This window comes from Neobacillus sp. NPDC097160 (assembly GCF_044762155.1).
In the GTDB taxonomy this organism is placed as follows: Bacteria; Bacillota; Bacilli; order Bacillales; family Cytobacillaceae; genus Neobacillus.
On the sequence record NZ_JBIWDU010000017.1, the window covers coordinates 111,146 to 123,497 of the forward strand.

Sequence of the window (12,352 nt, forward strand, 5' to 3'; positions counted from 1 at the left end):
ATGAGTTTTTTATGGAAAATAATTCAGTCGCTAAATCTTTAAAGTTATTTATAGTCCTTTCAAGAGCTTATAAAGCAATTAATGAACATGTAAATAAAGTCATTCAAGCAAATGGTTTAAATCCAACAGAATTTGCTGTGTTAGAGCTCCTCTATCATAAAGGTGATCAGCCAATGCAGCAAATAGGCGGAAAAATCTTGCTTGCTAGTGGCAGCATTACTTATGTCGTTGACAAACTTGAACAAAAGGGAATGTTGAGAAGAATTGCCTGCCCGAAAGATCGACGTGTGACATATGCACAAATTACGGATGAAGGGAAAAAGTTTATTCAAGACATTTTTCCTGAGCATGCGAAGCAAATCGATAGCCTTATGTCGAGCCTTACTGATACTGAAAAAACGGAAGCAATTGATCTTCTGAAAAAATTAGGATTGCCTGCAGGTAAATTTTAATACGGCCATTGGTCGTATTTTTTTTTAAAAGGAATATTAATGAATAGTGTCGAAATAATATAGTTGGAAAAGTTAAAATGGGGGGATTTTATATGAATTTTGAAAGTTATACATACGTACGTCCGAATTTAGCGGATGTAACCGCAAAATTTAACTTAGTGCTTGAACAATTTAAAAGTGCTCCATCTGTTGAAGTGCAAAGCAAGGCAATGAATGAGATTAACCATCTGAGAAATGATCTTGGTACAATGTTCAATCTTTGTTATATCCGCCATTCCATTGATACGAACGATGAGTTTTATAAACAAGAACAGGATTTTATGGATGAAATCCAGCCTGAGGTTGAAGGGTTGGTGACCAAGTACTATCAGGCACTTGTTGATTCAAAATTCCGTAATCAGCTCGAAGAGAAGTGGGGAAGGCAGCTATTCGCCCTTGCGGAGGGACAGCTTAAAACATTTAAGCCGGTGATTGTTCCTTTACTGCAAAAGGAAAATCGCTTATCGACGGAATATACAAAGCTGCTAGCTTCAGCCATAATCGATTTTGAAGGTGAAGAGCGAACACTTGCCCAATTAGAGCCGTTCACAGAATCGACTGACAGGGACATGAGAAAAAGAGCAAATGAGGCCAAATTTGGCTTTCTAGCGGAGCATGAGGAGGAACTTGACCGTATTTATGATGATCTAGTTAAAGTAAGAACAGAGATTGCCAAACAACTGGGATATAAAAACTTTGTCGAGCTAGGATATTATCGTATGATGAGAACGGATTATAACGCAGAAATGGTGGCAAATTTCCGCGGACAGGTAAAGGACTTTATTGTTCCGATTGCAACTAAACTAAAAGCGCGTCAACAGAAAAGAATCGGGCTCGACAACCTAAAGTATTATGATGAAGGGTTCAAATTCCAGACGGGAAATGCTGCACCTAAGGGCAGTCCGGAATGGATTATCGAAAACGGCCAAAAAATGTATGAGGATCTTTCGGAAGAAACAGGAACGTTTTTCCGCTTTATGCAAGATAACAAGCTAATGGATCTTGTAGCGAAGAAGGGAAAAGCCGGAGGCGGATACTGTACATTTATTGAGAATTACAAAGCACCATTTATTTTTTCTAATTTCAATGGAACATCAGGTGATATCGATGTTCTGACGCATGAGGCAGGCCATGCCTTCCAAGTATATTCTAGCCGTGACTCCGAGATTCCGGAATATAACTGGCCAACCTACGAGGCATGTGAAATTCACTCGATGAGTATGGAATTTTTCACATGGCCGTGGATGGATTTGTTCTTTAAGGAAGATACGGACAAATATAAATTTTCACACTTAAGCGATGCCCTTTTATTCTTGCCATATGGAGTTTCAGTTGATGAATTCCAACACTGGGTATATGAAAATCCAGAGGCATCACCAAAAGAGCGTAAGCAGCAGTGGCGCGAAATTGAGAAAAAATATTTGCCTCATAAAGACTATGATGGCAATGAGTATTTAGAAAACGGCGGCTTCTGGCAGCGCCAAGGTCATATTTTTAATTCACCGTTTTATTATATTGATTATACTCTCGCGCAGATTTGTGCCTTCCAATTCTGGAAGCGGTCAAGAGAGAACCAAGAAGAGGCATGGGCAGATTATGTCAAGCTTTGTAAGCTTGGCGGAAGTAAGTCATTCACCAAACTTGTCGAGGCTGCCAATTTAATTTCACCATTTGAAGATGGCTGTGTTGAGTCGGTAGTTGGAGTTATTGAGAACTGGTTAAATTCTGTGGATGATCAAAAATTATAACAACAAATAAGGCGAAGCCGTTTTAAAAACAGGCTTCGCTTTTGTATTATGAGACAATTACACCATCATTCACAACCTTCAATTCCCCGTTTTCAACAACGGCTGCTAATGTTTTTGCATCTGGCTCCTCTAAAATAAAATCAGCAATCCTATCCTCCAGCTGTTCCTGAATGACTCTGCGGAGTGGACGTGCTCCAAAAGCAGGGTGATATCCGAGCACAGCTAATTTTTCTTTTGTCTCATTGGTGACAGTTAATTCAATGCTTTGCTCTTTTAATGTTTCTTGTAATTCGCTCAGCATTAAATCGACAATCGACAATATATGTTTTTGGTCTAACGGATTAAATTCAATAATATTATCAAAACGATTTAGGAATTCCGGTTTAAAGAAGCTGCCAAGTGAGTCAAGAATTCTTCCTTCCTCGATGACTTCATTTGTGCCAAAACCAACGTGAACTGTTTTGTTTCGGGTACCGGCATTGCTAGTCATAATAATGACAGTGTCCTTAAAGCTGACAATTCTCCCTTGGCTGTCAGTGAGACGGCCATCTTCGAGAATTTGCAGGAACATATGCTGAACGTCTGGATGTGCCTTTTCAATTTCATCCAATAAAATGATGCTATAAGGATTTCTGCGCACTTTTTCTGTTAGCTGCCCAGCCTCATCATGACCAATATAGCCGGGAGGTGAACCAATCAGTTTTGATACACTGTGTTTCTCCATATATTCGCTCATATCGAGACGAATCATAGAATCTTTTGAACCAAATAATTCTTCGGCAAGGGTCTTGGTTAGCTCCGTTTTACCAACCCCAGTTGGGCCAACAAAGAGGAAGGAACCGATTGGCCGATGTTTAGATTTTAACCCCGCACGGCTTCTTCTGATCGCTTTTGCCACTTTTTTCACTGCTTTTTCCTGACCAATGACCTTAGATTTTAGGTTTTCTTCTAATGCTTTCATTTTAAGCTGTTCGTCCTGCTGCAGTTTTCCGACTGGGATGCCCGTTCTTTTTTCGATGATTTCTTGAATATGGGAGACGGTAACAATAGGCCTTTCTGAACTAAAATCTTTATTTAGTACCTCTTCAAGTTGCGCTTCCTCATCCCTCAGAATCGCAGCCTTTTCATATTGTTCATTTTTTAGAGCCTTTTCTTTATCAGCTAAAATTTCTTTTAGGCGTGCCTCAATTTGTTCATTACTCTTATACTCGGAAAAAAGATTTAATTTGGAACCAGCCTCATCGAGCAAGTCGATTGCTTTATCTGGTAAGAAGCGGTCTTGAATATAACGCTGTGATAAGTGAACACAGGCTTTAATTGCTTCCTCCGAATAGGTGACCTCATGGTAATCCTCATATTTCTTTTGAATTCCTTTTAAGATATCAATCGCTGCCTCTGATGTCGGTTCAAGGACATGTACAGGTTGAAAGCGGCGTTCTAACGCGGAATCCTTTTCTATTTGACGGTATTCCTTTAATGTTGTCGCACCGACAACCTGTAATTCACCACGTGCGAGGGCAGGTTTTAAAATGTTTCCTGCATCCATAGAGCCTTCAGCAGAACCTGCACCAACAAGCAAATGAATTTCATCGATAAAAAGAATAATATTTTTTCGGTCCTGCAATTCTGAGATTAAGTGCTTCATTCGTTCCTCGAATTGTCCGCGAACGCCGGTATTGGCAACAAGGGAAGCGACATCGAGCAAGTATACCTCTTTATTACGTAGTTTACCTGGTACATCCCCACTAGCAATTTTCGCAGCAAGTCCTTCAGCAATGGCTGTTTTGCCGACACCTGGTTCACCAATTAAGACAGGATTGTTTTTGTTTCTTCTGTTCAGAATTTCAATTACTCGTTTAATTTCCTCATCACGTCCAATGACAGGGTCAATCAGTCCTGCTTTTGCCATAGTACTTAGGTTTCGGCCGAATTGGTCAATAAAGCCGTTATGCGCTGCTTTGCTTCCACTCTGGTCTGTATATTGATGCTGTTCATTTATATCTTGACCATGTGGAAAGCCTTTTGTCATAAATAAGTTTTCAAATGGGAAGCTAGGAAATGTGTTCATATTCGGTCCAAAGCTCGCCCCTAGAGTTTGTTTTTCTATTGAATAGCACTCGTGACAGAGTTTCATATCATTGCGTTGCCCATTAATATTCATACTTAATTGTACAGTTGCATGGTTTTTATTGCATCGTTGACAAAGCATAGTGGAAAAACCTCCTTGGTATTTAAGCTTTCATTAATTTGACTTTGACTATATTTGACCTTATGACGATAGTATACTCTGACTTTTTTTGACCTTCAAGTATTTTGTTCATAGAAATGGTTGCCAAATAAGGAAAAAAGCTCGTCTTTGTTTGTCCCTTCGTTCATATATTGATGATAAGGGGGAGATGGTGTGAAGAAGGATTGGACTCAAGCTTTTCAAATTGCGGCAGTCTATGTAGGTACAGTTGTTGGAGCTGGATTCGCCACTGGAAAGGAAATCGTTGAATTTTTTTCGCGATTTGGTTTCTTTGGCTTTATTAGTATATTAATGAGCGGATATCTTTTTGTCATGATTGGCTCAAAGCTGATGCGAATGGCCGCTCAAATTGAGGCAAAATCCTATCAAGAATTTAACGAGCACCTTTTTGGAAAATGGGCAGGCAGTATCATAAATGTCTTTATGCTTTTCATGCTTCTCGGTGTTAGTGCAGTTATGTTAGCTGGGGCAGGGGCAGTTTTCGAAGAACAGCTCGGTCTACCAAAAAATCTTGGCGTGTTTCTAACCATATTCCTTTCCTTTCTTGTCATGCTCGTTGGGACAAAAGGGCTTTTTGCTGTAAATACATTCGTCGTGCCATTAATGATTACCTTTAGCTTAATCTTGATGTTTTTATCACTAAGAATGCCGAACTTTATTGATCGCCTTTTGTTTATTCCGCATGCAACAGATGGATGGAAGAGTGTGATCGCTCCATTTTCATATGCCGCATTAAATTTGGGATTGGCACAGGCAGTTCTAGTGCCAGTGGCTACGGAGGTTAAGGATGACTGGACCATTAAATGGGGGGGGATTCTTGGAGGACTTGCTTTAACACTAATATTAATTGCCAGCCATTTTACCCTGATTATGCTGCCTAACCTGGAATTATATGATATTCCGATGGCCATTATTATGAAAAACTTAGCCCCGTTTTTCTATTGGATTTTTGTCCTTGTGATTTACGGGGAGATATTCACTTCTGTGATTGGCAATGTCTTTGGACTCGACAGGCAGCTGCAACAATATGTTCCTGTTCCAACGATTGTTTCGGTAACAGTTATTTTTGCGGTTTCCTACCTCATTAGTCTAGTGAATTATAGTACGCTGCTTTCCTACTTATATCCTTTATTCGGCTATATTTGCATGTCCTTTTTTATTTTATTATGGATGAAGCCATTTACACCTAGTAAGCAATAAAGGAAAAAGCAGCTGACAATGGAGCAGCTGCTTTTTCCTATTTGAAGGGTAAAATGATAAAAATCATGATATCGAAAATGATATGAGAAACAATCACTAGCGGCATACTCTTTTTCCAAAAATATAGAAAGCCCCAGACGAACCCTGAAAAAAAGGCCGTAAAGACTAGCAAAAATGAGCCTGAATAAATATGGACTGAGGCATAAAGTAAAGAGGCTGATAAGATACTCCAAATTGGACTTAAGTGCTTTAGTAAAGTTTTTTGAATAAATCCCCGCCAGAAAAGTTCTTCTCCAGGTGCCGCAACCAAAACTAAGGCAATATACTGCCAAAAAACGTGTGGTGCATACCAGCGGTACAGTTTTTTTATGGCGTTTTCAAATGGAAGATGTAGAACTTGGATTGCTTGAAACCCTAACCAAAAAACAAAATATAACAATAATCCGGTTAGGACGCCTAGGAAAATATATTGGATAAAGGATGCCTCATCATCCACATCCCCTTGAAACATGGCAAATGCGATTAACACGAGCACTGATCCAGTAAAGATATACCAAAAAATTGTTTTATCATGGAATGAAAAAAATACCAGTGCGTGTGCAATAATTAAGCTGGCTATAAGGCGAATGTTTAGAATATTTGTTTTCATCATGTCTTGCCCCTTTAGAAATCAATAAAATACACTTTAACAAAAAATATCTCAAAAAGGAAATGATTGCATTAAACATTTTAACCAATTCTTATGATAAGAACCTAAAAAGATGAAAAAAATAAATGGGGAAGGGAGTGAAAAACATGAGTAAATCAAAGAGTCAACAAGAGAGGGAATGGACTGTTAGGAAGCAGGATCAAAATCCTCATGGGAAAGTAAAATCGTTAAAGCAGTTATCAAAAGAAACTGATCAAGGTAAATAACTTTATGACAGAAGAAAAGGAAGCCACAGCTCCCTTTTCTTCCAAACTATTATATTAATAAGCGCTTTCTTTTACTACCTTATAGTTTTTATGGTTGACAACTGTCCGCTGATCTAATTCTAAATCACGGTAATTATCCATAAATGTTAGGTCGACTATTACAGAATTTTCATTTACCTTTTCAACAATCCCTTGTAAACCACCACGGAACTCTATGATATTTCCTACTTCTGCTTTTTTCAATTAGTCTCTCTCCTTTGCCTAAAAAACTATTTATAATATCCAGTTAAATAACAGTGTGCACTACTTTATACAATTCGTAAAGGATTTTGTGTGACAATTTGGTTAATTATTACGTTTTTCTAATTATATGATTAATTGATAAATTAAAGAATAAAAAGCGCTTACATTAATAGGATATGTGGAAAAAGGAAAGTTGACTTTAATAAAGGCTGATAAGTTAAAATATAGGATGGAAAAGGTGGTGTAATGGAATGCAGGAAGAAATGATTAATGAAATTTTAAATCGTCTAATGACAGGAGAACTTTCGGAATACTACGTAAAGAATGATGATTTTATGGATTTTCGGATGGTTTTAGTAAAAAGAAAAGATTTCAAACATTTCCGTGGAATTGGGCAGCGCGGTGGAGATGTTTTATATCAATATCTTAAAGAACCGAGAAGCTGATCATAATATCTTAGGGGAACTCAGTTTTAATGGGTTCTCCATTTTATTTAAGAAGGATTTGGAAAAGTTTGATAAAATAAAGAAAGAATTAGTACATAAAGCGTTCAAGGGGATGAGGACATGGGATTAACTGAGAAAATCAGCAAATTAAAACAGGAGATAGGTCAAGTGATTGTTGGAAAGGATCTGGAAGTGGAATTAATGGCAATCTCATTATTATTTAATGGCCATATTTTGCTTGAAAGTGTTCCTGGAACAGGTAAAACGATGCTGGCGAAAAGCTTTGCGGCCGCAATTGGCGGGGAATTTTCCCGCATCCAGTTTACGCCAGATGTTCTTCCAAGCGATGTAACCGGTATTCAGTTTTTTAATCCAAAGGTTCAAGAATTTGAACTGCGGCCTGGGCCGATTATGGCAAATATTGTATTGGCTGATGAAATTAATCGAGCAACACCAAGAACTCAGTCAAGTTTATTGGAGGTAATGGAAGAAAGGCAGGTCACCATTGATGGCATAACTGTCCCGCTAGAGGAACCCTTTATGGTGATTGCGACACAAAATCCAGTTGAGTCGCAACAAGGAACTTTTGCTTTACCGGTAGCACAGATGGACCGCTTTTTTATTAAAATAGAAGTCGATTATCCTGTCTATGAGGATGAAAAAAGAATCATGCAAATTCATCGCGGGAACAAAAAATTGAACACCATTAACAAGGTGTTTACCATCACGGAATTGGAACATTTAAAGGCATCCTTAAATGATATTCACATTTCTGCAGATATCGAAGACTACCTTCTAACGATTGTCAGAATGACCCGTGAACATAATAATATTGAACTAGGCGTCAGTCCTAGGGGAACATTAGCACTTATGAAAGCGTCACAAGGAAAAGCTTTTTTGAATGATCGGACTTACGTAACCCCAAATGACATAAAAGCGGTTGCCCCATACGTATTAGGACATAGAATTTTTCTTTCTATTGAAGGCTCGTTAACCAAAACAGCAGAAGACATTATTAAAGAAATCCTTGATTCCGTTCCTGCACCTGTTGAAGCAGGTGCAAATGGATGAGCTGGAAAAAGTATTCGGTTGAAGATCGAAAAATCCCGGTTATCAGCGGTTTTGCCATTATTCTTATCATCGTTAGTCTTTATATGCAGTCCAAATTAGTCTTTTTCCTAGCTGTTTTTTTTCTAACTGTGGCAATTTGTAATCAACTTTACCTGAAAAAAGTAGGAGATCAGCTTTTTTATGAAAATACATTTGAAAGAAACCGCTTTTTTATCAACGACCACGGTCAATGGACATTAAGGTTTCGAAATGAAGGATTTCCGATTTTAAGAGCGGAGTTAAGAGTTTACTTTGATCAATTTGTGTTGCCTGAGGGGGAGAAACTGGAGTCCAATCTTTCGATGAATGAAATTTCTCTTCCATTTACCATCTACACCAAACAAACAAAACAAATCACCATTCCATTTTCGGCAAAAAGAAGGGGAATTGCCAAGATACGCAAACTCGAATTTCATGTACCAAGTCTTTTGGGTTTTGGAGAAACAGTCTTAGAAACACCCCAATTTTTAAAACAACAAGCTGTCGTCTATCCTGAGCCATTTCCTTTGAAAGGACTAACGGAACAATTGTCGATTTTACAAGGGGAAAATGTTGTTCCTTATTCTGTTTATGAGGATCGGCTGGGAACGGTAGGCACAAGAGACTATACCCCATCTGACAGCTTTAACCGAATTCACTGGAAAGCGAGTGCCAGAAAACAGACGTTGCAAACGAAAATGTATGAAAACATTTCTGAAAAGGGATGCAATATAGCGTTAAATGTCTCAGATGGTCATTCGATTACAGGCCATCTTGAAAAGCTAATTGGCAGTTTGACTGAATTTGCTTACTTTGCTTTCAGTAAGCAAATTCCTTATTCTTTGTGTATTAACGTACGATCAGCAGGAACTACCCCCTTCCTCTATCTTCCAAAAGGTGAAGGGAAAGAACATTTACAAAAAGTTTTAGAAACACTGGCTTCAATTAGCACACAAAATACAAGTTTACCATACGATTACATGCTTTCCTTCTACCATCGGCATTTAGCAGCGCAGCCGTTCTTCATTCATGCTGGGATAAGGACTGAAGGTACCAATAGAATGCTTCAATATATGTCAAACAAGGGTAGTAAATTATTTGAGATAAAAATGGAACAAGGATATGGTTATTTCATGAAAATGGAAATCTGCCACGAAAGAAGGACTGGACTATGACCAATCGTGTGGCCGCTACAGTCTATCTTTTTTTGTTGGAGCTTATTGCTGGCCTTCTTTTTCTGTTTTTCTTCTATATCAGCAAGAAAGATTTGCCACCGATTTTTTTGCTGGTAGCATTGTGTATCAGCAGTATGATTCTTTTTACCCTTCTTCTTACTAAGTTTCATGAAAAAGGAAAATGGCTTTATTTGGTTTCTGTATTTCCGTTACTACTGGTGATTGGACATATGACAGGTTTGTCACTTTTTATGGGAATTGGACTAGGGTTGATTGTTTTTTGGCGGGGAATTTCCCTGTTCGATGATGCATCGAAACATTCTGAAGCCTCTTTACTGCTGGTATCATTTTTAATTAGTTTATTTGCTATTATTTATTCTGCTATGAGCAGGTATCCATTTCAAAGTGTAATAATCTTTTTGCTTACCTTTCAAATCGGTATAACCCTTACGGGCATTTTTTTTAGAAAATTGTATTCAATCCAAGCAGATAAATCAAAGTTCGCCTTATACTTTTTTAAAATTTTAGCGGCTATTACTACGGTCGGTGTAATGTTTACTATATTACTAAAATATATTCTCTTCCTTTTTTTTAGTATTTTAGATTTTACCGTATTTCTTTTAACTAAGATTGCCGAACCTCTCTTTAGCCTCCTGCAATACCTTTTAAGTTTGGGAGGGAACGAGGGACGAAAAACAAATGTTAAAAATGGCAGTGGTTTGCTGGACTACGAAGATAAATATCATGCCCCAAACTACGATCAAACAGAAAATATCTTATATATTTTACTAATCATGGGGGCTGTTTCTTTTATCATTTACCTATTTTATAAAAAGAAGATCAAGCCACAGTCATTTACCATTGATACACCTTTAGTTATTTCCGTTTCAGAGGGAGTGTTTGGGGTTAAGAATTTAACTAAATCCCGTCGCAAAATCAAGCCGCCAGAGGATGTAATAAGAAGGGAAATATTTGAATTAGAAAAATATGCTCACAAACTAAAATTAGGCCGTCTCCCTTTTGAAACCCTTGAAGAATGGTGGAAAAGGGTGGGACTTACAGTTTCGCTGGATTCGATTGGAATCTATGAAAAAGTCCGCTATGGAGGGATTATAGCATCAAATAAGGAACAGACCCTAATAAAAACTGAGATACGTTACCTTAAGCAGCAATTAAAAGAAATTAAAAATAACCAAAAAGAAAAGCAATAATCGTTCATTTTTTTTATTGGCTTAATATCAAATTTTGAAATGGAGGAAGTTTCATGGGAAAATATATTGTAGCTTTAGACCAAGGAACTACAAGCTCAAGGGCGATTCTTTTTAATAAAAGTGGAGAAATCGTTCATACAGCCCAAAAAGAATTTAAACAGCTTTTTCCAAAGCCGGGCTGGGTCGAGCATAATGCCAATGAAATATGGGGTTCTATTCTGTCCGTCATTGCCGGAGTTTTATCCGAATCGGGTATTAAGCCGGAACAAATTGCCGGAATTGGAATCACCAATCAGCGGGAAACGGCTGTTGTTTGGGATAAAGAAACAGGTGATCCTGTTTACAATGCAATTGTTTGGCAATCGAGACAAACAAGTGGAATTTGCGATGAATTAAAAGAAAAGGGCTATAATGACTTGTTTCGTGAAAAAACAGGGCTGCTGATTGATGCCTACTTCTCAGGTACTAAGGTGAAATGGATTTTGGACAATATTGAAGGTGCTCGAGAAAAGGCTAATGAAGGTAAACTACTGTTTGGAACCATTGATACTTGGTTAATTTGGAAGCTTTCCGGCGGACGTGCGCATGTTACGGATTATTCCAATGCTTCTCGTACATTAATGTTTAATATTCATGAACTCAAATGGGATGAAGAGTTATTAGAAATCTTGGATGTCCCTAAATCCATGCTTCCGGAGGTTCGCCAGTCCTCCGAGGTTTATGCCAACACAGTCGATTATCATTTCTTTGGTAAAGAAGTCCCGATAGCAGGGGTTGCAGGTGATCAGCAGGCGGCATTATTCGGTCAGGCATGCTTCGAAAAAGGTATGGCTAAAAATACTTATGGTACGGGATGCTTTATGCTAATGAATACAGGAGAAAAAGCAGTCCAATCTGAGCATGGACTTTTAACCACAATTGCCTGGGGGATAAACGGGAAAATAGAATATGCGCTGGAAGGGAGTATCTTTGTTGCTGGATCAGCTGTTCAATGGCTTCGTGACGGATTACGATTGATTCAGGACGCTCCACATAGTGAAAAATTGGCTACCCAAGTAGAATCAACGGATGGTGTATATGTTGTTCCGGCATTTGTTGGGCTAGGTACACCATATTGGGACAGTGATGTCCGCGGGGCAGTGTTTGGGATCACACGTGGAACATCGAAGGAACATTTTGTCCGGGCTACCCTTGAATCACTTGCGTATCAAACAAAAGATGTTTTATCAGCAATGGAAGCCGATTCAGGGATAGAACTTAAAACACTTCGCGTCGATGGCGGGGCTGTCAAAAATAACTTTTTAATGGATTTCCAAAGCGACATCCTTGATGTTCCAGTAGAAAGACCCATAATCAATGAAACCACTGCACTTGGTGCTGCCTATTTAGCAGGGCTCGCGGTTGGTTTCTGGGACAGTCAAGAGGAAATTGCCAAACAATGGGCAATTGACAGACAATTTATCCCGAAAATGACGGAAGAAAATCGTATTGGTTTATATGATGGCTGGAAACGGGCTGTTAAGGCGGCAATGGTTTTTAAATAACAACCAATCTCATTTTTACTGTGATACGGTATACTTATAACA

The 12,352-nt window shown here is 38.4% G+C and carries 12 protein-coding genes; 9 read left to right on the forward strand and 3 right to left on the reverse strand.

The window, feature by feature from the left end:
- Nucleotides 1-11: 11 nt before the first annotated feature.
- Nucleotides 12-452, forward strand: coding sequence for a MarR family winged helix-turn-helix transcriptional regulator (locus tag ACIQXV_RS22335; RefSeq protein WP_402962221.1), 441 nt, complete (start codon nt 12-14; stop codon nt 450-452).
- Nucleotides 453-544: 92 nt separating this feature from the next.
- A complete protein-coding gene (locus ACIQXV_RS22340; protein ID WP_402962223.1) occupies nt 545-2,239 on the forward strand; it encodes a M3 family oligoendopeptidase in 1,695 nt (564 codons plus the stop codon).
- A gap of 46 nt (nt 2,240-2,285) precedes the next feature.
- Here the strand turns inward: ACIQXV_RS22340 and ACIQXV_RS22345 are convergent, their stop codons facing one another.
- Entirely contained in the window at nt 2,286-4,448 is a 2,163-nt protein-coding gene (locus tag ACIQXV_RS22345; RefSeq protein WP_402962225.1) for an ATP-dependent Clp protease ATP-binding subunit, read from the reverse strand.
- 192 nt (nt 4,449-4,640) lie between these two features.
- Here ACIQXV_RS22345 and ACIQXV_RS22350 point away from each other — a divergent pair, with 192 nt between their 5' ends.
- A complete protein-coding gene (locus ACIQXV_RS22350) occupies nt 4,641-5,687 on the forward strand; it encodes a YkvI family membrane protein (RefSeq protein ID WP_402962227.1) in 1,047 nt (348 codons plus the stop codon).
- Between the two features lie 37 nt (nt 5,688-5,724).
- Here ACIQXV_RS22350 and ACIQXV_RS22355 read toward each other — a convergent pair whose 3' ends face one another.
- Nucleotides 5,725-6,339, reverse strand: coding sequence for a CPBP family intramembrane glutamic endopeptidase (locus ACIQXV_RS22355; RefSeq protein WP_402962229.1), 615 nt, complete (start codon nt 6,337-6,339; stop codon nt 5,725-5,727).
- Nucleotides 6,340-6,482: 143 nt separating this feature from the next.
- On the opposite strand from ACIQXV_RS22355, the gene ACIQXV_RS22360 reads away from it, so the two are divergent.
- On the forward strand, nt 6,483-6,602 hold the full coding sequence (locus tag ACIQXV_RS22360; RefSeq protein WP_402962231.1) for a DUF6254 family protein: 120 nt from the start codon (nt 6,483-6,485) through the stop codon (nt 6,600-6,602).
- Nucleotides 6,603-6,656: 54 nt separating this feature from the next.
- Here the strand turns inward: ACIQXV_RS22360 and ACIQXV_RS22365 are convergent, their stop codons facing one another.
- Entirely contained in the window at nt 6,657-6,845 is a 189-nt protein-coding gene (locus tag ACIQXV_RS22365) for a YkvS family protein (RefSeq protein WP_066084800.1), read from the reverse strand.
- A gap of 251 nt (nt 6,846-7,096) precedes the next feature.
- Here ACIQXV_RS22365 and ACIQXV_RS22370 point away from each other — a divergent pair, with 251 nt between their 5' ends.
- The 5 genes from ACIQXV_RS22370 (at nt 7,097) to glpK (ending at nt 12,310) form a co-directional block, all read left to right on the forward strand.
- Nucleotides 7,097-7,291 (forward strand): hypothetical protein, encoded by a 195-nt coding sequence (locus ACIQXV_RS22370; RefSeq protein ID WP_402962233.1) that lies wholly within the window; start codon nt 7,097-7,099, stop codon nt 7,289-7,291.
- Nucleotides 7,292-7,411: 120 nt separating this feature from the next.
- Nucleotides 7,412-8,362: an AAA family ATPase gene (locus ACIQXV_RS22375; protein WP_402962235.1), complete on the forward strand. Its 951-nt coding sequence runs from the start codon at nt 7,412-7,414 to the stop codon at nt 8,360-8,362.
- The gene (locus ACIQXV_RS22380; RefSeq protein ID WP_402962237.1) at nt 8,359-9,555 is read left to right on the forward strand and encodes a DUF58 domain-containing protein; all 1,197 of its coding nucleotides are present in this window, start codon (nt 8,359-8,361) and stop codon (nt 9,553-9,555) included. Before ACIQXV_RS22375 ends, ACIQXV_RS22380 begins: the two co-directional genes overlap by 4 nt.
- Entirely contained in the window at nt 9,552-10,766 is a 1,215-nt protein-coding gene (locus ACIQXV_RS22385) for a hypothetical protein (protein WP_402962239.1), read from the forward strand. Before ACIQXV_RS22380 ends, ACIQXV_RS22385 begins: the two co-directional genes overlap by 4 nt.
- A gap of 53 nt (nt 10,767-10,819) precedes the next feature.
- Entirely contained in the window at nt 10,820-12,310 is a 1,491-nt protein-coding gene (gene glpK, locus ACIQXV_RS22390; protein ID WP_402962241.1) for a glycerol kinase GlpK, read from the forward strand.
- Nucleotides 12,311-12,352 lie beyond the last annotated feature (42 nt).